Annotated in this window: 17 protein-coding genes; 10 read left to right on the plus strand and 7 right to left on the minus strand. The window is 65.8% G+C overall.

What is annotated here, in order from left to right; all coding sequences use genetic code 11:
• The coding region (locus BO1_RS27970; protein WP_028220384.1) for a class II glutamine amidotransferase at positions 1-730 on the plus strand (730 nt) is incomplete at its 5' end.
• Positions 731-814: 84 nt separating this feature from the next.
• On the opposite strand, the gene BO1_RS53010 is transcribed toward BO1_RS27970, so the two are convergent.
• On the minus strand, positions 815-1,828 hold the full coding sequence (locus tag BO1_RS53010) for a glycosyltransferase family 2 protein (RefSeq protein ID WP_084688232.1): 1,014 nt from the start codon (positions 1,826-1,828) through the stop codon (positions 815-817).
• 228 nt (positions 1,829-2,056) lie between these two features.
• On the minus strand, positions 2,057-3,826 hold the full coding sequence (gene treF / locus BO1_RS53015; protein ID WP_084688238.1) for an alpha,alpha-trehalase TreF: 1,770 nt from the start codon (positions 3,824-3,826) through the stop codon (positions 2,057-2,059).
• Between the two features lie 520 nt (positions 3,827-4,346).
• Between treF and pobA the strand changes: the two genes are divergently transcribed.
• Entirely contained in the window at positions 4,347-5,519 is a 1,173-nt protein-coding gene (pobA, locus tag BO1_RS27985) for a 4-hydroxybenzoate 3-monooxygenase (protein ID WP_028220385.1), read from the plus strand.
• 147 nt (positions 5,520-5,666) lie between these two features.
• On the opposite strand, the gene BO1_RS27990 is transcribed toward pobA, so the two are convergent.
• The 3 genes from BO1_RS27990 to BO1_RS28005 form a co-directional block, all read right to left on the minus strand.
• Complete coding sequence (locus tag BO1_RS27990) at positions 5,667-7,163, minus strand: DASS family sodium-coupled anion symporter (RefSeq protein WP_028220386.1); 1,497 nt, start codon at positions 7,161-7,163, stop codon at positions 5,667-5,669.
• Positions 7,164-7,366: 203 nt separating this feature from the next.
• Positions 7,367-7,696, minus strand: a complete 330-nt coding sequence (locus BO1_RS27995) for a hypothetical protein (protein ID WP_028220387.1) — start codon at positions 7,694-7,696, stop codon at positions 7,367-7,369.
• 265 nt (positions 7,697-7,961) lie between these two features.
• Positions 7,962-8,654, minus strand: coding sequence for a DJ-1/PfpI family protein (locus BO1_RS28005; RefSeq protein ID WP_028220388.1), 693 nt, complete (start codon positions 8,652-8,654; stop codon positions 7,962-7,964).
• 439 nt (positions 8,655-9,093) lie between these two features.
• Here BO1_RS28005 and BO1_RS28015 point away from each other — a divergent pair, with 439 nt between their 5' ends.
• Together BO1_RS28015 and BO1_RS28020 are read left to right on the plus strand one after the other, a co-directional pair.
• A complete protein-coding gene (locus BO1_RS28015; protein WP_028220390.1) occupies positions 9,094-9,540 on the plus strand; it encodes an HU family DNA-binding protein in 447 nt (148 codons plus the stop codon).
• Positions 9,541-9,793: 253 nt separating this feature from the next.
• Entirely contained in the window at positions 9,794-10,693 is a 900-nt protein-coding gene (locus BO1_RS28020; RefSeq protein ID WP_028220391.1) for a LysR substrate-binding domain-containing protein, read from the plus strand.
• Between the two features lie 259 nt (positions 10,694-10,952).
• On the opposite strand, the gene BO1_RS28025 is transcribed toward BO1_RS28020, so the two are convergent.
• Positions 10,953-12,125: a porin gene (locus tag BO1_RS28025; RefSeq protein WP_028220392.1), complete on the minus strand. Its 1,173-nt coding sequence runs from the start codon at positions 12,123-12,125 to the stop codon at positions 10,953-10,955.
• 354 nt (positions 12,126-12,479) lie between these two features.
• Positions 12,480-13,898, minus strand: coding sequence for a YihY/virulence factor BrkB family protein (locus tag BO1_RS28030; protein ID WP_028220393.1), 1,419 nt, complete (start codon positions 13,896-13,898; stop codon positions 12,480-12,482).
• Positions 13,899-14,054: 156 nt separating this feature from the next.
• Here BO1_RS28030 and fdnG point away from each other — a divergent pair, with 156 nt between their 5' ends.
• The 6 genes from fdnG to selB all read left to right on the plus strand — a co-directional run bounded on the left by fdnG (position 14,055) and on the right by selB (position 23,161).
• On the plus strand, positions 14,055-17,126 hold the full coding sequence (fdnG, locus tag BO1_RS28040; RefSeq protein ID WP_156992423.1) for a formate dehydrogenase-N subunit alpha: 3,072 nt from the start codon (positions 14,055-14,057) through the stop codon (positions 17,124-17,126).
• A gap of 12 nt (positions 17,127-17,138) precedes the next feature.
• Positions 17,139-18,074, plus strand: a complete 936-nt coding sequence (gene fdxH, locus BO1_RS28045) for a formate dehydrogenase subunit beta (RefSeq protein WP_028220396.1) — start codon at positions 17,139-17,141, stop codon at positions 18,072-18,074.
• Positions 18,061-18,687, plus strand: a complete 627-nt coding sequence (locus BO1_RS28050) for a formate dehydrogenase subunit gamma (RefSeq protein ID WP_028220397.1) — start codon at positions 18,061-18,063, stop codon at positions 18,685-18,687. The genes fdxH and BO1_RS28050 overlap by 14 nt, the downstream gene beginning before the upstream one ends.
• 90 nt (positions 18,688-18,777) lie before the next feature.
• On the plus strand, positions 18,778-19,710 hold the full coding sequence (gene fdhE / locus BO1_RS28055) for a formate dehydrogenase accessory protein FdhE (protein ID WP_028220398.1): 933 nt from the start codon (positions 18,778-18,780) through the stop codon (positions 19,708-19,710).
• A gap of 59 nt (positions 19,711-19,769) precedes the next feature.
• Positions 19,770-21,236, plus strand: a complete 1,467-nt coding sequence (gene selA, locus BO1_RS28060; RefSeq protein WP_043286854.1) for an L-seryl-tRNA(Sec) selenium transferase — start codon at positions 19,770-19,772, stop codon at positions 21,234-21,236.
• Complete coding sequence (gene selB, locus BO1_RS28065) at positions 21,233-23,161, plus strand: selenocysteine-specific translation elongation factor (protein ID WP_028220400.1); 1,929 nt, start codon at positions 21,233-21,235, stop codon at positions 23,159-23,161. The genes selA and selB overlap by 4 nt, the downstream gene beginning before the upstream one ends.
• Positions 23,162-23,183 lie beyond the last annotated feature (22 nt).

Consider the following 23,183-nt stretch of genomic DNA (forward strand, 5'->3'; position numbering starts at 1 on the left):
TGCAACCACCACCAATGGCGACGGCTTCGGGGTCGGCTGGTATCAGCATCCGCACGACATTCCGTATCGCTATCGCAGCGTGCAGCCGGCCTGGAACGACCGCAATCTGCGCGAGCTCGCGCGGGCCGTGCATGCGCCGATGTTCATCGCGCATGTGCGCGCCGCCACCCACACGCCCGTGCAGGAAACCAACTGCCACCCGTTCCGGCACCGGCGCTGGATGTTCGCGCACAACGGGATGATCCAGAGCTTCCCCCTCGTGCGGCGCGAGTTGCTGGTGGCCGTCGAGCCCGGGCGCTTCAGCGCGATCGAAGGCTCGACCGACTCCGAAGCGATGTTCTACCTGGCGCTGACCTTCGGACTCGAAGTCGATCCCGTGCCCGCGCTCGAGCGCATGGTCGGCTTCGTGGAGGCCACCGCGAAAAAGCATGGCATCGAGCCGGCGCTCAACATGACCGTCTGTGCAAGCGACGGCGAGCAGCTCGTGGCCGTGCGCTACTCCAGCGAGCGCAAGTCGCGCTCGCTCTTTCACAGCACCTCGTTCAAGCATCTGCACGAACTCTATCCCGACGATCCGCGCATCGAGGCCGTGGGCGAGGACGCCTATCTGATCGTTTCCGAGCCGCTCGTGGATTTGCCCGACGTGTGGGCCGAGGTGCCCGAGTCCACGGCGATCGTGGTGCGCGGCGCGCAAATCGACTATCGCGACTTCGTGCCGGTGGCGCCGTAGCGCGTATACGACCAGGCCCGCGCGAGGCGCACCAGGCTGGGGCGCCTCGCGTCGTATCCGCTACAGGTTGTGCTGCTGGCAAGCCTACCAGGCGCGTTGACCCGATTGATCGTACTTCTCTGCCATGGCGGGAATGCCGGCGCGCACCTGGCGCTCGGCGCGCCGCACCTGGCGCGTGAGCAGCACGACGTGCGCGGGCGCGACGCGGCGGCGGCGCAGCGTCCAGAAGGCGCCGCGCATCAGCGCAAAGCTGGCCGGGCCGAGCGAGCGCTGGCGCGCGAACACCACGAGCGCGCGGCCCGTGGCAGCCAGTGCGTCGCGCACCGGCAGACGCATCCACGCCACCCATGCCGAATTGCGCGCGAGCGTGCAATGCTGCGCGCGCGTGAACCAGCGGCATAGCGGCTCGCGATGCGCGAGCGCCGCCTCGCAATAGACGATCTTATGGCCCGCGCTCAGCGCGTCGAGCGCGGCCAGCTCCTCCGCGCCGCCATGCGAGAGCCGTTCTTCGTAGCCGCCGAGCGCGCGCAACACGCTCGTGCGCAACACGCAGGCGCCCGCCATGTAGCCAGCGAGCGATGGGCCGGGCAAGCCGTCGCTGCCGGGCGAGGTGGCGTTGAGCATGAGGCAGGCCGGATGGATCTCGCGCTCGTCGTTGCCGACCACGCGCGCATTGAGCACGGCGACGTTCGGATGGTCGTCGAGCAGTTGCGCCGCATGCGCGAGCGCGCCGGGCGCGAACCAGGTGCTGTCGTCGCAGCACGCGACATAGTCGGTGGGCGCGAGCGCGAAAGCGCGGTTGAAGCCCGCCATCCCATGGTCGCCGAGACTCTGGACGATGCGCACTTGCGGAAACAACGAGGCGAGCAGGCTCACGGTGGAGTCGCTGGAGCCGTTGTCGGCCACGATCACCGCCGGACGCTCGGGCAGGGCGGTGAGCCGCGCCACAGTATCGACGACTTGGCGCACGTGGTTGCGCGTGAGCACGACCACGGTCACGCGCGGACCGGGCCGGGCACCGGGTTCAGAGCCGGTGCCGGCTCCGGAGGCGGGCCTGGGACCGGGTTCGGAGCCAGGGGTGGGAGGAGAGGCGTTCATGGCGTTTCGGGCGGCGGTGAGCCGGCGGCCAGAGTGCAGATTGATCTGCGGACATGTGTTTCAGCATACGCCGATGCCGCCCGCTGTGCACACGCACAGCAAACCCGCAGCGCCGCTACGCTGCGCTGCGGGATGACGTTGCTGCAACGCGCTCATGCACGGCGTGCCACGGATCGCGGCACATGGCCGTAACAGCCCCGCCATATTTCAGCACGGTTGCAGCGCGCGTCAGCGTGCGGGCGCGACCGCTTTCCCGGTGTTCGTCGCGCGAGTGGCCATGGCGCTATCGGTGTGCGGATACATCGCGAGCAGCACGCGCAGCACGCCGTTGGTCCAGCCGAAACCGTCCTGCAGCGGATATTCGCCGCCGCCCGCCGACGCGCCCCTGGCCGCCGCCGCGCTGATGTCGTATTTCTCGACGAGCTTGTGCGTCTGCCGGTAGTAGACCAGGTTGGTGGCGATCCAGCGCGTGGCAATGCTCTGCGCGAGTGCATTTTCACCATAGCGGCGCAGGCCCATGACCGCGAGGTACTGAAGAGGCGCCCAGCCGTTGTGCTCATCCCACTGCTGGCCGCTCGCCACCTGGGTGGTGGCGAGGCCGCCCGGGCGCAGCAGGCCCGCGCGCACGGTGCCGGCCACCTGATGTGCCTGCGCGCGCGTGGCGATGCCGGCGTAAAGCGGATAGAGCGTCGCCGCCGTGAGCCGGTGCGTGAGCGTGTGTTGCACGAAGTTGTAGTCGCTGAAGGCGTGCAGTTGCGGGTCCCATAGCACGCGGTCGATGGCGGCGGCGCGTTGCTGGGCGCGCTGGCTCATGCGCTGCGCTTCGGCCGCGTTGCCCGCTAATCCATAGGCTTTTGCCAGCGTGCGCTCGAGGTCGACGAGCAACGCGTTGAGGTCGACGGGCACGAGCGATGTGATCTCGATGCTCGCGAGCGAGTGCGGGTCGGCGAGCCAGCGCGAGCTGAAATCCCAGCCCGTTTCGCCGCCCGCGCGCAGATTGCGCCACAGATCGGCTGCGGCGCGCTGTGGCGCGCTTTGCGCGGTGAGCACGTCTTCGCGATACGACTCGTCGCGCGGCGCGTCGCGCGCGTCCCAGTAGCGGTTGAGCAACGTGCCGTCGGCCAGACGCACGACGTGGCGCGCCGCCTCGCCGGGCTTGAGCGTATCCGCGCCGGCCATCCAGTAGTCGTATTCCTTGCGCAGCTCCGGCAGATAGCGCACGTAGGTGGCGTCGCCGTCGCGCTGCGCGACGAGCGCCACCATCTGCGCGAAGAACGGCGGTTGGGAGCGGCTCAGGTAGTACGTGCGGTTGCCGTTCGCGATATGGCCGTAGCGGTCGATCAGCGTGGCGAAGTTCTCGAGCTCGTCGCGCGTGAGCTCGTGGCGGCCGCTCGCTTCGAGACCCAGCATGATGAAGTACGAGTCCCAGTAGTAGATCTCGTTGAAGCGGCCGCCCGGCACGATGTAGGGCTTCGGCAGCGGCAGCAGCGACGAATAGGGTTGTTGTACGGCGTCGGGATTGCGCCGCAGCACATCCCAGAGCGTGTCGATGTGGCTCACGACGTTCTGGTTCGGATCGGAAACGTAGCTGTCGGCGGCCTGTTTCGGATCGGAAAAATGCTGGGCGACGAACTGCGAGAGCGCGGCCCGGCGTGCATCGGGGTCGGTGATGCCGGCATGGTGTGCGCTCCAGAACTCGTAATCGGCGACGATTTTCGCGGGTGCCTCGTTTGGCACCATGTCGGCGAATGTTTTGCTGTCGGGGAAGACCTGGGCCAGTTCGACGTCGCGATAGAGCTGGCCGTAGAGCTCGGACGGCGGCAGCGGCGCCGCGCTTTGCGCCGTGGTCGATGCCGCGAGCGGTGTGCTCGTGGCTTGCAAGTCTTGCCTGGTCTGCGCCGCGGCAACGGGCGCGGAGGCCACAGCCTGTGCGCGTGCCGCAAGCGGCGCGCAGGCGAGCGGCAGCGCGATCAGGAGCGCGGCGGCGCAGTGGACCATCCGCGCATGAGCGAACGGCGCATGCGGCGCCGGATTGGGCATGCAAAGGCGTTTCGAAAGGGCGTTGAGAAGTCTGACTCGGTGGTGGCTCGAATGAGGCATCGGCGTGGCTCGCGATTGTTGTTGGAGGGTGAGGGTTTGACGGCGCGCGAATACGGCGTCGGCAAAACTGCTGTGACGCAGCAATTTCCGTTCCGCAACGGACGTATCCACGCCGGACGTCTCCACGCCGGACGTCTCCACACAGCGCGACTCGTCACCAGACGCCAGTTCGTTGCGTGCCAACCGAGTTTGCGCTGCCACGCCGCATTGCGCGGTTGAGTTTCCGATCGTAGCCGAATGCGCCGAATTTCTCGCATCGGCACAGCCTGCTGCCAGCGGCTTTCCGCAACTGCAGCAAACCAGCGTGCGCTCCAGACCTTTATCCCCAATCGAGATAATTCATATTCGCCATATCGCGTTGCGCGATATCGCTCGAAGCCCCCAAACTTGCGCCAAATCAACACGTATTGGAGACATCATGCGTACCCAGGTTGGCATCATCGGCGCAGGGCCCGCGGGCCTGCTTCTTTCCCATCTTCTGCATCTGCGCGGCATCGACTCCGTCGTGCTCGAACGGCGCGGTCGCGACCAGATCGAATCCACGATACGCGCGGGCGTGCTCGAGCAGGGCACCATGGACACGCTCGCCGAGGCCGGCGTCGGTGAACGCATGAAAGCCGAAGGCGCGCTGCACCACGGCTTCGAGCTGGCGTTCGAAGGCAAGCGCCGCCGTATCGATCTCACCGCGCTCACCGGCAAATCGATCACGGTCTACGCGCAGCACGAAGTGCTCAAGGATCTCGTCGCGGCGCGCGTGGCCGCCGACGGCAAGCTGTTCTTCGACGTCTCGAACACCTCCATTCACGGCATCGAGACCTCGACGCCCTCGATCCGTTTCGAGCACGCGGGCGAGCAGCACGAGCTGCATTGCGACTACGTGATCGGCTGCGACGGCTTTCACGGTGTCTCGCGCTCGGCCATTCCGGCGGCATTGCGCCAGGACTACGAGCGCGTGTTCCCGTTCGGCTGGTTCGGCATCCTCGTGGAAGCGCCGCCTACGTCCGACGAACTGATTTACGCGCGCCACGAACGCGGCTTCGCGCTCATCAGCACGCGCTCACCGGACGTCCAGCGCATGTATTTCCAGTGCGATCCGAACGACGCCGTCGAGAACTGGTCCGACGACCGCATCTGGGCCGAGCTGCACGCGCGCGTCGATTCGGACGAAGGCCATCAGGTGGTCGAGGGCAAGATTTTCCAGAAAAACATCGTTCCCATGCGCAGTTTCGTATCGACGACGATGCAGTACGGGCGCCTGTTCCTCGCGGGCGATGCGGCGCATATCGTGCCGCCCACGGGCGCGAAGGGCCTCAACCTGGCCGTCGCCGACGTGCGCGTGCTGACCGCGGCGCTGGTGGCGTTCTATAAGGAGAGCCGCACCGATCTGCTCGATGCGTACAGCGAAACCGCGCTGCGCCGCATCTGGCGCGCCGAGCACTTCTCGTACTGGATGACGCGCATGATGCACCGCCTCGACGATGCCTCGCCGTTCGAGCAGCGCTTGCAGGTTGCGGAGCTGGAGCACGTCACCACCTCGCGCGCGGCGGCGACCGCGATGGCCGAGAACTACGTGGGCGTGGTGGCGGTTTAAGCATCGCTTCATACGGCGGCATGGGCCGCAAAGCACAAGGGGCGCCCGGTTCACTCAACCGGGCGCCCCTTTTTTGCCTGCGCCGCGCGTTTTCAGCGCGCCGTGCGCGACGCAACCTCGAACGGCGCAGCGTGATCCGCAAACGCTTCAGATCCAGCCGAGCCAGTGCCACCACGTGGCGGCGAACAGCAGCATCAGCAGATAGCCCAGCACAGTCACTGCGATGCCCACGCGCGCGAACTGCTTCGCGGTGAAGGTCTCGGTGGCGAGACACACCATGTTCTGCGGCGCGTTGATCGGCAGGATGAAGCCGAAGCTCACGGTGTAGCCGAGCAGCATGGCCACGCCGAGCCGGTTGAAATCGCCCGACATCGACTGCAGCACCGCGATGAGAATCGGCAGCATGGCCGAGGTGAGCGCTGTCGCACTCGCAAAGCCGAGGTGGATCACCACGAGAAATGCGGCGAGGATCGCGAAGGCCATGAACGGCCCGGCGGTGTCGAGGCCCGTGTGATGCGCGACGAGGTCGCCGAGCCACTGGCCTGCCTTCGTGGTGAGCAGCGCGGTGCCGAGGCTGATGCCCACGCCAAATACGATCACCGTGCCCCAGGGAATGCGGCTTTGCACCGTTTTCCAGTCCATCACGCCGAAGCGCGGCAACAACAGCAGCACGAGGCCCACGTAGGTGACCGAGGTGGTGTCGAACGAATGCAGCTTGCCTTCGGTAGCCCAGAAGCACAGCAGGCCGATGGAGACGCCCAGCAGGCGTTTTTGCGGGCCCGTCATGGGGCCGAGCTCGCGCAGCGACGCTTCGACGGCCTCCTTGCCGCCCGCGATGGCATCGGTTTCGGGCGGCAGCATTTTCAGCACGAGCACGAGCAGAATGGCCGACATGACGATCGCCCAGGGCGCGCCCGCGATCAGCCAGTCGAGCCAGGTCACGCGCGCGCCGAGCATCTTGTCCATGAAGCCCACGGTGAGCAGGTTTTGCGCGGCGGCCGTCTGAATGCCGACGTTCCAGATGCTGGTGGCCTGGGCCACCACGATCATGATGCCCGCCGCGATGTTCGAGCGCTTGTCCACGCCGAATGCGGAAATCACGCCGACCATGATCGGCACCACGCAGGCGCTGCGCGCCGTGGCGCTCGGCACGACGAGCGAGAGCACGATGGTCACGGCGATCGCGCCGATCAGGATGCGCCGCGTGGTGGTGCCGATGAGCGAGAGCGTGACGAGCGCGATGCGCTTGTCGAGCCCGGTGACGGTCATGGCCGCCGAAATGAAGAGCGCGCCCGCGACGAGCGCGAGTGCGGAGTTCGAAAAGCCCGCGAGCGCCATGCTGATGGCTTTCGAGGTGCCGTAGAGCTGCGAGGGATCGTCGAGGGTGGGCGCGGTGCCCACCAGAAATGCCATCAGCGAGGTGATGATGATCGCGCTCGCTTCATAGGAGACGGCTTCGGTGATCCACACCACCACGGCGAAGGCGAGAATCGCGAGCATGCGCTGACCCGCTACGGGCAGGCTCGCGGGCAATGGAAGCAGCAGCAAGACGACGAGCGCGATGGCGCCCGCGATCAACCCGATGGGCAGGCCCGGTTTCCTGGGCGCAAGTGCCGTACTCGCATCCGGTTTCGCTGCGTTCATGACGTGGACTCCATCTCAGCCAGGGACGCGGCATCGTCCCATATCGCGCATGCGCGTGCATTGAAGGTGTGCTGAAAGGTGCGCGGGAAAAACAGCAGGCGCGAGAGGAACGAGTGCGGGGGGCGAGAGGAAGGGCAGCCGATGGAGGGGCCGGCAAAGCGCCGGCCCATGCATGCCCGAAAAAAGCAGCGTCAGGAAGCGGCTTACTGGCTCGCGCCCGCCGCGCCCGCCGCTTTCTTCTCCGCGTTCTGGAGATTCTGCGGATAGTTCGGGTCGTTGTTTGCGGGCTTGTAGCCAGCTTCCTCCAGTTTTTTCAGTTCAGCGTTGTTCTTCGCGCGCGCTTCCTTGCGTTCGGCTTTGCGCTGCGCGCGTGCCTGTTTGCGCTTTTCGGCCTTGGTGAGGGAAGCCGGCGCGGCGCTTTGCGCAGTGGCTGCGGGCGCACTGGCGTCCTGGGCGAAGGCGGGTGCCGTGACGCCAATGAGGAATGCGGCGGTGGCCGCGGCGAGAGTCAGTTTGCTGATGGTGGACTGCATGAACACCCCTCTTGGTTGATTTTTACCGCTGGTTTCAGGGTTTGTGATGCACGGATTGCGAGAAGCAGCGCGCCAGATGGCGTGCCGTTACTGGGAACGCCAGATCGAACGGTTGCCCCGCAGTCAATGTATACGATCCTTGCAATCGAGGGTAGCAAGTGTGGACCCTGGCTCACGCTGCGCGACAGCCGAAGGTGCCGATGCACGGCACGGCGATGGCGGCGCCGTGCCGCGATGCGGCCCGGTCAATCGCGAGCAGGTGCAATCACGCGCATGTGTCCCGGCGCTGCGCGACCACGCGCTCGACAATGCGCGTACGTTGCGCGAGCGTTGCCGCGTTTTGCGCGCGCACCTGCTCCACCACGGCGTGCGGTGCGCTTTCGGGGCGGCCCGCATCGAATGGTGGCGCCGGTGCATATTCGAGTTCGAGCTGGAGCGCTTGCGCGGCTTCTACGCCGATCAGCTCCGCCGCGAGCGTGAGCGCGAAGTCGATGCCAGCCGTGATGCCGCCGCCCGTGATGAGGTTGCCGTCGCGCACCACGCGCTCGTTCACGGCGATCGCGCCGAACGGTTCGAGCAGCGTGTGAAAGGCCCAATGCGTCGTGGCGCGGCGTCCACGCAGGAGACCCGCGGCGCCGAGTACGAGCGAGCCGGTGCAGACGGACGTGACGTAACGCGCGTCGCGTGCCTGGCGGCGCAGGAAGTCGAGCGTGGTGTCGTCTTCGAGCAGCGCGGCCACGCCGGCGCCACCCGGTACGCAGATCACGTCGAGTGGCGGACAGTCGTCGAAGACGGTGTCGGGCGTGAGCAGCATGCCGGTCGCCGACATGACGCGCTCGCGTGTCTTCCAGACGAGCCGCACCTGCGTGTCCGGCATCGCGGCGAGCACGTCGTAGGGCCCGCAGAGGTCGAGCGGCTGCACGTTGGGGAAAAGCAGAAATCCGATCTTGAACGCCATGGAAGTGCCTCGAAATGAAGGTGGAGAAAGATGCGAGCCGTGCCGGCGACGGCGCGCTCATCGTCACTCTACGAGCGCACGCGTGCGCAGGAGCGCCAAAAAGCACGCAAATGCTGCCAGCGGCGACGCTCGAACGGGCGCGTGGGTACCGCGCGCGAAGCGCGCCGTCATCGCGAAAAGCGCCATACGTGTGGCGTTTTCGCCGCATCGCGCACGCGTCGCGCTGGCGCAGGCGGCATGCGCACGGGGGGCTCAGGCGCACGTTTACCCCTGTAAACAGGTATCGAAATGCGTTTGGCAGTCAGCGCCGCGCAACAAATTTGCATCTGCGATGCAAAAGAGTCACGCAAAACGCTTGCACGCTTGTAGAATCCGCCGTTGAAGCATCTGCATTCCGCTGTGCTTCGTCGATTCACTGACCAACACTGGTAGGAGAAACATGCCGACTTCCGCAAAGAAAGTGGCCGCAAAAAAGGCAGCTGCCCCGGCCAAGAAGGTTGCCGCAAAGAAAGCGCCCGCCAAGACGGCCGCAGCTAAGAAGGTCGCCGTGAAGGCGTCCGGCGCACCGTCGCCGATCAAGGACACCTTCACGAAGGCCTCGCTGGCTGCTCACGTCGCTGAGCGTGCTGGCGTCGAGCCGAAGGCCACGAAGGCCGTGCTCGCCGCGCTGGAAGACACGATCCTGGGTTCGGTCCACAAGAAGGGCGCCGGCGAGTTCACGCTGTCGGGCCTTCTGAAGATCGTCGTCCAGGCCGTCCCGGCGAAGAAGAAGCGCTTCGGCAAGGACCCGTTCACGGGTGAAGAGCGCTGGTTCCCGGCCAAGCCGGCAACCGTGCGTATCAAGGCGCGCGCGCTGAAGAAGCTGAAGGACGCAGCAGCGGCCTGAGCGCTTCATGCCGGGGCCTTGCGGCCGCGGCACGCGTGAGTACCCAAAGAATCCCCGTTGGCTTTGTGCCTGCGGGGATTTTTATTTGCGTGCCGAAAACGGCAATGCGTCAGTTCGCTCGCAAAATGCATACTCAAATGTTATGAATGGATGTCAGGTAAGATAACGCGTAATACACGGGAGATTTAACGATCTCGATCTTGTCTGACGATGCTCTGAAGCCATCCAGGCGAAAGGGGCATATGCTCATGTTATGCCTGTTTCCGAACTCAGTATCCGCCAGGTTGAAGCGTTTCGCGCCTTGATGCAATGGCGCACGGTTACGCGCGCTGCGCGCGCGCTGGGTGTTTCGCAACCTGCGGTCAGCCGTCTGCTCGCCGACTTCGAGGCAAGCGTAGGCTTCGCGCTGTTCGAACGCGCACGCGGGAGGTTGCTGCCGACCGGCGAGGCGCATGCGCTTCATGCGGAAGTAGAGCGCGCGTTCAGTGGACTGGAACGGGTCGTGCAGGCCGCCGCGCAGATCCGCGAGCAGCGCCGCGGCGTGCTGTGTGTGGCAGGCGCACCCGAGCTCGGCCCCGACTTTCTGCCGCGCGTGACGGCGGCGTTCGCGCAGGACCATGAGGGCGTAGACGTGAAGCTGCTCACGCTCGAACCCGCGCTTGCGCTCGAACGCGTGGCGGCGCAGCGCTGCGATCTGGCTTTTGTCGGCGAGGAAACGGCACCGCGTGCCGTGCGGCTCGAGCGTCTCGGGCAATGGCCGATGCGCTGCATCGTGCCGCGCGGGCACCGTCTCGCACGCAAGCGCGCCGTTGGCGCCGCAGACTGCGAAGGCGAGCTCTTCGTTTCGTACGCGGCCGGAACGCACGCGCGCCTGCGCATCGATCGCATGTTCTCCGAGGCCGGTGTAACGCGTCTCGACAGCGTGGAGGCGGATCTCGCGCAGGCCGTCGTGACGCTGGTGGAGGCGGGGATGGGCATTGCGCTCGTCGACCCGCTCACGGCGGCGGGGGCAAGCGCGCGCGTGGTGGTGAAGCGCTTCGAGCCGGCGCAGGAGGTGCCGCTCAACGCGGCGCGATACGCTCAGCGGGCAGCGGCGCCGCTGGCGGATGCCTTCTTGCGTCACGCGGCGGAGGCGCTCGCCAGGTTGCGCTGATCGCGTAAAGGGAGCGCGCGGGGGTGGCGCCGAGGGTGCTGCGAAGCGCAGCGTATGCCGCCCGGCGAGCAAGCCGCCATCCAGGCTACCGAGGTTCTACCCGCTCGTGCCAGGCCTGTTCCCGCTAAAAGCCGGTTCTGGATTGTTGCGCCCATGAAAAAGCCAGCCTTGGCTTGCACCGAAGGCTGGCTTGTGTAGCGTGCAGCTTTTAGCTGCGTGGTCTCTTCGCCTGGCCGGGCGTGAGCCCGGCTCATGTTGCTTAGAACTTGTGGCGGATACCCAGGCTGACGATTTCTTGCGAGCTCGAAGCCGAGTTGTAGCCATACGAACCGATCGATGCGCCAGCCGTGTCGGTCGTCGTGGCGTCGACGCGCTGCGTGCCGTTGGCGTGCTGGTAAGCCGCCAGTGCGTACAGGTCGGTGCGCTTCGACAGGTTGTAGTCCGCGCCGAGCGAAACCTGGTTGTACGACGCCGACGTGTCGCCCGCACCGTGCGTGTAGATGTAGCCGAGGCCGAGCAGCAGGGCCGGGTTCACCTGGTAGCCGAAGAAGCCGCCGGCAACGTTGTAGCGCTCGGTCGACTGGAACGCCGAGTAGGCGTCCGGCTTGTACTGGACGTTGGCGTAACGCACGCCGAACGTGAACGGACCTGCGACGTACTGGGCTGCAACCGAAGCGTTGCCGATCGACTTGGCCGATGCGTAGGCATTGTTGATCTGGCTGTCGAACATGGCGCCCGACGTCGCGTTCGATGCCCAGCCGTTGTCGCGCTGTGCCGGGTTCGACGAGTTGTCCATGCGGAAGTAGCCGGCGGCGACGTTGAACGAGCCGATACCATAGGTAGCAGCCGCACCCCAGCTTTGGCCCGAGCCCGTCGCGCCTGCGACGCCGCCGAGTGCGTACATGCCTTCGAACTGGAAGCCGCTCAGAACCGGCGAGACGTACTTGACGCCGCTGTTGGTACGCGAGCTGTTGTCGTTGTTGTCGACGTCACCCGGCGTCGTGAACGTGCTGCCGAAGTAGTTGTCGGCGGTCAGCGGCTGAACCATGTCGACCAGCGGGTCGTACTGGCGGCCCAGCGTGACCGTACCGAATTGCTCGTGCGTCAGGCCAACGTAAGCTTGACGGCCGAACATGAGGCCGCCTTGGCCCAGCGTGCCGTTGTTGACGTTAAAGCCGTTTTCCAATTGGAAAATCGCCTTCAGGCCGCCACCCAGGTCTTCCGTGCCCTTCAGGCCGAAGCGGTCGCCCGAGATGTTGCCGGCGTAAAGGCCGACCAGGTTCTTGTTCTGGCCGGCTGCGTTTTGGTCGTTGTGCACCCACTGGATCGATTCATCGATCACGCCGTACAGGGTGACGCTGCTTTGTGCGTGTGCTGCGCCCGAAGCGGCCAGAATTGCCAGCGAGAGGCTCGAGAGTGCGATTCGTTTCATCCAGTTTTCTCCACGCAGATTTAGTTGTTGCTTGATTTGGTTGATGCTGTTGCGGAAAGGAGAATAACGCAGGGGTGCAATTCTCCTGAACTGAAAAAAAATGACTGTCGCAAAAAGCTGACACATGCTGAGAAAGCCTTGAAATACGGGCGCTTAGGCGATTCTTCCGGATCCTGAAAAGGATGATTGTTGGCGCTGCATTATTGTCGTTTTCGATACAAGTCGCGAAACGTGCAACCTCATGGGCTGTTGATGCGGGTAAACGTGGCGCAACTAGGGGTGTCCCCTGGTTGCGCCAGATCTGAGGTGTGGCTGCGCCGGCGCGAGGCCCCGGCACCGGGGCTGCGGGGCGTTTCAGGGCTTGTCGCGGGTGTCGCCGCGGCGGCGGCCGGCCGCCGCGGTCATGGCGATCGCGGCACTGGCGACGAGCACCACCGCGCGCCACGGGTGGCGCTTGACGTAGCGATCGGCGGCGGCCACCGTGCGGCCCGCCTGCACGAGCGTATAGGCGGCGGCATAGGTGGCGCCCTTTTCCATATTGACAACCGAGCGGCGGATTTGCAGGCCGTCGGCGTCGCGCCGGGCGAATGCGCCGCCTTCAGCGCGCACCTGACCAATCGCATGGAGCGGCGCTTCGGCGGCATTCGCGCCATCGGCGCCATCCCGGGCGATGTTGGCCGCTACGGCCGCGGCATACGGCGACGGCGCGCCGTTTCCGGCGGCGTGCGGGTCAGCCTCATGCGGGCTAGCCGAATTGGCGCCCGTGTTTCCGATGGGAACCGCGTGTGCCGCCTGCGCCTGCGCGGCGGCCTCGCGCATGGGCGCGATCGTGGACGCGGCCAGCACCGAGGCGAGCTTCGCGCGGCTGCCGGGTGGCGTTTCCTCGAGGAAACCCCATGCGCCGCGTGGATCGTGCAGGCGTGCGCGCGCCGCCGAGAATTCCGCGCCGAGCAGCAGCACTGCCGCCGAGAAGTACAGCCACATCAGCAGCACGGCGAGCGAGCCCGCGGCGCCGAACGCCGTGGCCATGCCCGCATGCGCGAGATAGAGCGCGAAGAGTTTCTTGCCCACCGAAAACAGTACGGCCGCCACGATGCCGCCCACCATGGCGTCGCGCCATTGCACCACGGCGTCGGGCAGGAAGCGCAGCAAGGCGGCGAACGCGATCGCGAGCACGAGCAGCCCGACCGCCAGTTGCATGATGTTTCCGATAATCAAATAAGTGGAGTCGCCCCAGAGCCACTGTCCAACGAACGTGATGGCGGCATCCAGCACGAGCGAGACGATCAGCAGGAAGGCGACGCCGAGCACGAGGCCGAACGAGATCAGCCGCACGCGCACGAGTGCGAGCACCGACGAGGTACGCGGACCGTCCAGCGGCCAGACGATATTGAGTGCGGAATTGAGTGACGAAAACGTTGCTGACGCCCCGATCGCCAGCAGCGCGAGTGAGATCACGGCGGCCACGCTGCCCTTGCCGCCCGCGCGGTGCGCGTTCTGCACGATGGTCGTAATGCCGGCGGCAGCGTCGTTGCCGAGCACGTTGTGCACCTCGCGAAAGAGCTCGCCGCGCGCCGCGTCGGCGCCGAAGAACCAGCCGGCCACCGCGATCACCATGACGAGTGTGGGCGCGAGCGAGAACGCCGAGTAGAACGCGATGCTCGCGGCCAGCGACGGGCAGCGGTCGGCGATGAACTGCCGGCACGCGCGCACCACCCAGGACGCTTCCTTGCGCGCGGCCGATTCGAGCCGTTCCGTTGAAATGGTTGCCATGATGTGTGTCCTGCGTGCTGGCCTGACTATATAGCAAGCCCGGTACCCACGCGCAGCGGCTGTCCAGCGCCAGGCGCGTACGGACAGCTCGCGCGATCCGTCTCTCAAAACGTCTTATACTGAAAATACCCACAATCCCAAAGCCGAGGACGCATCATGCTGCAAATGTCCCGGCGCCAGTTCCTCAAGGTCACGGCAACGTCGCTGGCGGGTTCCAGCCTCGCGTTGATGGGTTTCGCGCCCGACAACGTGCTTGCCGAGGTCCGACAATACAAACTGGCGCGCACCACTGAAACCCGCAACACCTGCCCGTATTGCTCGGTGGGCTGCGGGATCCTCATGTACGGTCTCGGCGATGGCGCGAAGAACGCCACCGCGAGCATCATCCATATCGAGGGTGATCCCGATCACCCGGTCAACCGCGGCACGCTTTGCCCGAAGGGGGCGAGCCTGATCGACTTCATTCATAGTCCGAATCGCCTTCAGCATCCCGAGTATCGGGCGGCGGGCTCGAACGAATGGAAGCGCATCTCGTGGGACGAGGCGCTCGATCGCATCGCGAAGCGCCTCAAAGAGGACCGCGACGCGAACTTCGTCGAGAAGACCGCGGACGGCAAGACCGTCAACCGCTGGCTGACCACCGGCATGCTGGCGGCCTCGGCGGCCAGCAACGAAGTCGGTTACCTCACGCATAAAGTGGCCCGCTCGATGGGCCTGCTCGCATTCGACAACCAGGCGCGTGTCTGACACGGCCCGACGGTGGCAGGTCTTGCCCCGACGTTTGGCCGTGGTGCGATGACGAACCATTGGGTCGACATTCGCAATGCGGACGTGATTCTGGTGATGGGCGGCAATGCGGCCGAGGCGCACCCGTGCGGCTTCAAGTGGGTCACGGAGGCCAAGGCGCACCGCAAGGCGCGGCTCATCGTGGTGGATCCGCGCTTCACGCGCACGGCATCGGTCGCGGACTTCTACGCGCCGATCCGCACCGGCACGGACATCGCGTTCCTTGGCGCAGTGATCAACTGGCTGCTCACGAACGACAAGATCCAGCACGAGTACGTGAAGAATTACACGGACTTTTCGTTCATCGTGCGCGACGATTTCGCGTTCAACGACGGCATCTACTCGGGCTACGACGCGCAAAAGCATGCGTATCCCGACAAGTCGTCGTGGGACTACGAGATCGGCGACGACGGTTTCGTGAAAACCGACGACACGCTGCAGAACCCGCGCTGCGTCTATCAGCTGCTCAAGCAGCATTACTCGCGCTATACGCCCGAGATGGTGGAGAAGGTCTGCGGCACGCCGAAGGAGAAGTTTCTCAAGGTATGCGAAATGCTGGCGAGCACGGCCGTGCCGGGCCGCGCGGGCACCATCATGTACGCGCTTGGCTGGACTCATCATTCGATTGGCTCGCAGATGATTCGCACGGGTGCGATGGTGCAATTGCTGCTCGGCAACATTGGCATCGCAGGCGGCGGCATGAACGCGCTGCGCGGCCACTCGAACATCCAGGGGCTCACCGACCTCGGGTTGATGTCGAATCTGCTTCCCGGCTATATGTCGCTGCCCACTGAGGCCGAACAGGACTACGACGGCTACATCAAGAAGCGCGCGCTGCAGCCACTGCGGCCCAATCAGCTCAGCTACTGGCAGCATTACAACGCGTTCTTCGTGAGCTTCATGAAGTCGTGGTGGGGCGACGCGGCCACGCAGGAGAACAACTGGGGCTACGACTGGCTGCCGAAGCTCGACAAGCCCTACGACCTGCTGCAGACCATCGAGCTGATGAACCAGGGCAAGATCAACGGCTATATCTGCCAGGGCTTCAACGTGATCGCGTCCGCGCCCGACAAGGCGAAAACGCTCTCCGCGCTCGGCAAGCTCAAGTGGCTTGTCATCATGGACCCGCTCGCCACCGAGACCTCGGAGTTCTGGAAGAAGTACGGCGAGTACAACGATGTCGATACGGGCTCGATCCAGACGGAGGTGTTTCGTCTGCCCACGACGTGCTTTGCGGAAGAAAACGGCTCGCTCGTGAGTTCGAGCCGCGTGCTGCAATGGCACTGGAAGGGCGCAGAACCGCCGGCCGAGGCGCGGAGCGATCTCGAGATCATGTCGGGGCTGTTCCTGCGCATTCGCGCCGCCTATCAGAAGGACGGCGGCAAGCTGCCCGATCCGATCGTGAAGCTCGACTGGCCGTACTCGGATCCGGCAAGCCCCACGCCTGAAGAACTCGCGCAGGAATACAACGGCCGCGCGCTCGCCGACCAGACCGACTCGAAGGACCCTACCAGGGTGCTCGTGAAGAAAGGCGAGCAGCTCTCCAGTTTCGCGCAGCTCAAGGACGATGGCAGTACCGCGAGCGGCTGCTGGATCTTCTGCGGCGCGTGGACCCAGGCGGGCAACCAGATGGGCCGGCGCGACAACTCGGACCCCACCGGCATCGGGCAGACGCTGAACTGGGCCTGGGCCTGGCCGGTCAACCGGCGCGTGCTGTACAACCGGGCCTCGTGCGATACCGCGGGCAAGCCGTTCGACCCCACGCGCAAGCTGATCGGCTGGAACGGCAGCGCATGGACCGGCGCGGACGTGCCCGACTACAAGGTCGACGAGGCGCCCGATCTCGGCATGGGGCCGTTCATCATGAACCCCGAGGGCGTCGCGCGTTTCTTCGCGCGCGACGGCATGAACGAAGGGCCGTTCCCCGAGCACTACGAACCATTCGAGAACCCGCTCGGCTATAACCCGTTCCATCCCAACAACCAGCAGGCCACGAGCAATCCAGCGGCGCGCGTGTTCCCCGACGACCGCGCGACGTTCGGCACGGCGCAAGCGTTCCCGCACGTCGCCACCACCTACCGGCTCACCGAGCATTTCCACTTCTGGACCAAGCATGCGCGCCTGAACGCCATCATCCAGCCGCAGCAGTTCGTCGAGATCGGCGAAGAGCTCGCGCAGGAGGTGGGGGTGGCCGACGGCGGACGCGTGAAGGTGTCGAGCAATCGCGGCTACCTGATCGCGGTCGCGGTGGTCACCAAGCGCATCAAGGTGCTCACCATCGACGGCAGGAAGGTGCACCACGTAGGCGTGCCGCTGCACTGGGGCTTCACGGGACTGACGAAACCCGGCTATCTGACGAATACGCTCACGCCGCCCGTCGGCGACGGCAATTCGCAGACACCCGAGTTCAAGTCGTTCCTCGTGAAAGTGGAAAAGGCGTAAAGGGGGAACGACATGGCACTGCAATCGCTCGACATCAAACGCCTGTCCGCCACCACCACGCCGCCGCCCGGCGTGCGCGAGCCGGTCACGGGCGCGGTCGCGAAGCTCATCGACGTGACCAAGTGCATCGGCTGCAAGGCGTGCCAGACCGCGTGCATGGAATGGAACGATCTGCGCGACGAAGTGGGGATCAACACGGGCGTCTACGACAACCCGCGCGATCTCACCGAGCACTCGTGGACCGTGATGCGCTATACGGAATACGAGAACCCGAACGGCAACCTCGAATGGCTGATCCGCAAGGACGGCTGCATGCACTGCGAAGACCCGGGCTGCCTGAAGGCGTGCCCGTCGCCGGGCGCGATCGTCCAGTATACGAACGGCATCGTGGATTTCCACGAGGAAAACTGCATCGGCTGCGGCTACTGCATCACCGGTTGCCCGTTCAATATTCCACGCCTTTCGAAGAAGGACCATCGCGTCTATAAATGCACGCTGTGCTCCGATCGCGTGGCCGTGGGCCAGGAGCCCGCGTGCGTGAAGACCTGCCCGACCGGCGCGATCGTGTTCGGCACCAAGGAAGACATGAAGCAGCACGCGGCCGAGCGCATCGTCGACCTCAAGGAGCGCGGCTTCGACAAAGCCGGGCTCTACGACCCGCCGGGCGTGGGCGGCACGCATGTGATGTACGTGCTGCATCACGCGGACCAGCCCTCGCTCTATCACGGCTTGCCCGACAACCCGCGCATCAGCCCGCTCGTGCAGCTCTGGAAGGGCGTGGCCAAGCCGCTCGCGCTCGCGGGCATCGCGCTCGCGGCGGTGGCGGGCTTCTTCCACTACACGCGGGTGGGGCCGAACGAAGTGAGCGCAGAGGACGAGCAAGCCGCGCGCGACGAGGCGCGGCGCATCCGTGGCGAACCCGAGGAGCGCGACGATGAACAACGATGAACCGCAACTGATCCAGCGCTATACGGCCAACGAGCGCAGCAACCACTGGATTACCGCGATCACCTTCGTGCTGCTCGCGCTCTCCGGTCTCGCGATGTTTCATCCGGCCATGTTCTGGCTTTCCGCGCTGTTCGGCGGCGGGCAATGGACGCGCATCCTGCATCCGTTCGTTGGCGTGGTGATGTTCATTTCGTTCATGATCCTCGCGCTGCGTTTCTGGCACCACAACTATCTGGATTCGGCCGATGTGCAATGGCTCAAGCAGATCGACGACGTGCTGCACAACCGCGAGGACAAGCTGCCCGAGATCGGCCGCTACAATGCGGGTCAGAAGCTGCTATTCTTTGTAATGGTGGTTTGCCTCGTGCTGCTGCTCTTGAGCGGCATCGTGATCTGGCGGCGTTATTTCTCGTTCTACTTCCCGATCACGCTGATCCGCGTGGCCGCCGACGTGCATGCGGCCGCTGCGTTCGTGCTGATCGTGGGCATCGTCGTGCATATCTATGCGGCGTTGTGGGTGAAGGGCTCGATTCGCGCGATGACGCGCGGCTACGTCACCTGGGGCTGGGCGAGAAAGCATCATCCGCGCTGGTTCCGCGAGAGCATCAAGTAGCAGGCGCGCATATTCTGCGCCGCTGGCAGGCCGCCCGCCCGGGAAGGGCGCGGCGGCTTTTCTGTTATTGGAGAATGGGGACGATACGCCGTGACGCAACGCATTCTCGATCCCGAGCAGATTCAGGTGCAGGATCCCTCCGCGATTCCCCGCATCCGGCTGCCCGAGCGCGCGACGCATTTCAGGGAGCGCGCCGCGCGTCTGCGCAAGCTGGCGGACCATAACCCCATCGGCGGCTACGTGCGCCTCATGGCGGCGCTCGTGGACGCGCAGCAGCACGCGCTCGAGCATCTCGAAGCGCTGATGCCGCCGCCCGAAGCCATCGCCAACGCACAACGCCATTCGATGCCAATCCTGCCCGCGCTCGGCAGCGAGCGCGATCCGCAATGGCGAGCGGTGTTGCGCCGCCTCGCGGATCGCGTGGAAGCGGCGGGCGCGGTCACGCCCGCGCTCGCGAAAGTGCTCGATACGCTGCGCGCGATGAGCGACGCCGAACTCGACGCGCAAGCCGATGCGCTGCTCGCGCAACGCCATGCGGAAGTCGCGCCCGCCACGGCGCCTTTCATCATGGCGGCGCTGCAGGTGGTGTGGACCGACCTCGCGAGCCGCGTCAACGTACAGGACGTGCCCTACGTGGATGCACCTGGCGTGTGCCCCGTTTGCGGCGTGCCGCCGGTTGCGAGCATCGTGCGCGTGGGCGGCGCATTCCAGGGCTATCGCTACGTGCAATGCAGCCTGTGCGGCACCGAGAATCACGTGGTGCGCGTGAAGTGCACGAACTGCGATTCGACCAAGGGCATCGCGTATCACGGCATCGAAGGCGGCAATCCGGCCTTGAAAGCGGAATCGTGCGACGAATGCCATACCTATCGCAAGATCGGCTATCAGGAGAAGGACCTCGAATTCGAGCCGCTCGCTGACGATCTCGCGAGCCTCACGCTCGACTTGCTGATGAGCGAAGCCGGTTATCGGCGCGCGAGCGCGAATCCGCTGCTCTATCCCGAAGCGCCGGCCGAGCAATGATGCGCGCGGCCGAGATGAACGAAAGCGCGCAGCAGGGCGCAGCAGCAACGGCGCAAGTGATGCAAGGCGAGCACGATCAGCACAACCAGGTTGCCGGCCACGCGCTGAACGCGCTGCTTGCGCAGATGCCGGCCGTGGAGCGCGTGATTGCCTCGCCGCAGGCCCAGCCGTTGATCGCGCAGCATGGGCGCACGCAGGTGCTCGCAGCGATACGCGCGACGCTCGACGGCTGGCGGCGCGATGCGCAGGCGGGCACGCTGGCAACCGAAGCGAGCGCACAGGCACCGTTTGCCATCGAGCGCGTGATCGCGGACGCGGACCGGGCGCTCGCCTTGCGCGCGCAAAATGCGCTGCGCTCGGTGTTCAATCTGACCGGCACGGTGCTGCACACGAATCTGGGCCGCGCGCTGCTGCCCGACGTTGCCGTGCGTGCCGTGGTGCAGGCGCTCACCCAGCCCGCCAACCTCGAGTTCGATCTGGCTACGGGCAAGCGCGGCGACCGCGACGACCTGATCGATGCGCTCATCTGTGAGTTGACGGGTGCCGAGGCGGCGACTGTCGTGAACAACAACGCCGCGGCGGTGCTGCTCACGCTTTCCGCGCTGGCCGCACGCAAGGAGGTGATCGTCTCGCGCGGCGAGCTAGTGGAGATCGGTGGCGCGTTCCGCATTCCCGACATCATGAGCCGCGCGGGGGCGAGGCTGCGCGAAGTCGGCACGACCAATCGCACGCATCTAAAGGATTACGAAGCGGCGATCGGCGCGCGCACGGCGCTGCTGATGAAAGTGCATTGCAGCAACTATGCGATCAGTGGCTTCACGAAGAGCGTCGAGCTCGACGAGCTGGCGCCGCTCGCGCGCAAGCACGGCCTGCCCGTGGCGGTGGACCTTGGCAGCGGCACGCTTGCCGATCTCACGCAGTGGGGCCTGCCCGCCGAACCCACCGTGCGCGCCACCGTGGAGGCAGGCGCCGATCTCGTGACTTTCAGCGGCGACAAGCTGCTGGGCGGCCCACAGGCCGGGCTGATCGTCGGGCGCAAGGCATTGATCGCGAAGATCAAGAAGCATCCGCTCAAGCGTGCGTTGCGTGTCGGCAAGCTCACGCTCGCGGCGCTCGAGCCCGTGCTCAAGCTCTACCAGGCACCCGAATTTCTGCGCGAGCGCCTGACGACGCTGCGGCTGCTCACGCGTCCCGCGAACGAGATGCACGAAGCGGCCACGCGCGTGCTGCCCGCATTGCAGCGCGCGCTGGGGGACGGCTATGACGCGAGCGTCGAGCCCATGCTCAGCCAGATCGGCAGCGGCGCCTTGCCCGTCGACGTCTTGCCGAGCAGCGGGCTGGTCGTGCGATATCGCGGCAAGGGCGGCAGCGGTCGCGCCTTGCTGAGGCTGGAACGCGCGCTGCGGGCGCTGCCGCGGCCCGTGATCGGCCGCATCGCCGACGACGCTTTGCGACTCGACCTGCGCTGTCTCGAGAGCGCGGACGAAGCGGCCTTCGTCGCGCAACTCGCGGAGCTGCGCCTGTGATCGTCGGTACGGCGGGGCATATCGATCACGGCAAGACCACGCTCGTGCGCGCGCTCACCGGCGTGGACACCGACCGGCTCAAGGAAGAGAAGGCGCGCGGCATCTCCATCGAGCTCGGCTATGCCTATACGCCGCTCGCGAATGGCGACGTGCTCGGCTTTATCGACGTGCCGGGGCACGAGAAGCTCGTGCACACCATGGCGGCTGGCGCGTGCGGGATCGACTTCGCACTGCTCGTGATCGCCGCCGATGACGGGGTCATGCCACAAACGCGCGAGCACCTGGCCATTCTGCAACTGCTCGGCGTAACACATGGCGCGATCGCGCTCACCAAGGTGGACCGCGTGGACCCGGCACGGCTTGCCGAGGTGCACGCGGAAATTGCCGCGTGGCTCGCACCCACTGCGCTGGCCGGCGCGCCGTGCTTCGAAACGCAGGCGACGCAGCCCGGCGATCCGGGCGTTGCGAAACTCGACGCCTGGCTGCGCGAGCGCGCCACGCGCTGGCAGGCACGCCGCGACGACGGCCTGTTCCGCCTCGCCGTGGATCGCGTCTTTACCTTGACGGGGCAGGGCACGGTTGTGACCGGCACCGTTTTCGCAGGACGCGTGCGCACCGGCGAGAATTTGCTGCTCACACCCGCGGGCATGCCGGTGCGGGTGCGTGGCATCCACGCACAAAATCGCGCCTCGGATACGGGGCGGGCGGGGCAACGTTGCGCGCTCAACCTTTCCGGCGTGGAGAAGGATCAAATTTCACGTGGAGACTGGATTGTCGATGCGCGGCTCGCGCAAAGCGCGACGCGTCTGGACGTCGAGCTGAGTCTTCTGGACGATGCGGGCATCACGCTCCAGCATTGGTCGCCCCTGCACGTGCATCTGGGCACGATGCATCGCATGGCGAACGTCGCGTTGCTCGAAGGCGATACGCTTGCGGCCGGAGGTCATGCGCGCGTGCAGCTCGTCTTCGATACGCCGCTGCATGCAATGCCCGGCGATCGATTCATCGTGCGCAACGCGCAGGCCAGCCGAACGGTAGGCGGCGGCCGCGTGATCGACCCGTTCGGGCCGGCGCGGCGCCGGCGCACGCCGGAGCGCCGTGCCTGGCTCGATGCGCTGCGCGCATGGCTGGACGAAGGCAACGTTGGCGCGCTGATCGAGGAGGCGCCGCGTGGGCTTACACGCTCCACGCTGACGCAATTGACGGGATTCGACGCGGGTACGCTCGCGTTGCCCGACGACGCGGTCGTGATCGCGCCACAAGGACGTGCAGCGGAATCCATCGTGCTCGCGCGCGACCATTGGATGCGTCTTGCGGCGCGCATCGTCGAGGCGCTGGGCGAGTTCCATGTGCGCACGCCGGACGAGCAGGGCCCGGACGCCGCGCGCCTGCGGCGCATGGCGGTGCCGCTCGTGAGCGACGAGGTCTGGCGCGCGGCGGTGGACGCGCTCATCGAAGCAGGACGTATTTCGCGCAGCGGGCCGTGGCTGCATTTGCCTTCGCATGCGGTTTCGCTAGATGCCAGCGAAGAAGTGCTTGCCGCGCGCCTCATGCCGTTGCTTGCGCAAGGACGCTACGACCCGCCCTGGGTGCGCGATCTCGCGCGCGAAGTGCAGGAACCCGAAGAAAAAGTGCGTGCGCTGCTGCGCAAGCTCGCGCGCCTCGGCAGGCTGTATCAGATCGTGCGCGACCTGTTCTACGATCGCGTGGCGATTCACGAGCTTGCGCGCCTCGTCGCGCAACTGGCTGAAGCTTCGCAGCCACAAGATGCCGGCGTAGGCGCGGCCGCGTTTCGCGATGCTGCAGGACTCGGGCGCAAGCGCGCGATCCAGATTCTGGAGTTCTTCGATCGCGTTGGATATACTCGATTCCAGCGCGATCAGCATTGGTTGAGGCCCGATAGCCGCATGCGCGAGTGGCTATAGCGTGGGGTGAGGGCCTGGCGTT

Origin of the sequence: Paraburkholderia oxyphila NBRC 105797, assembly GCF_000685075.1 — a bacterium.
In the GTDB taxonomy this organism is placed as follows: Bacteria; Pseudomonadota; Gammaproteobacteria; order Burkholderiales; family Burkholderiaceae; genus Paraburkholderia; species Paraburkholderia oxyphila.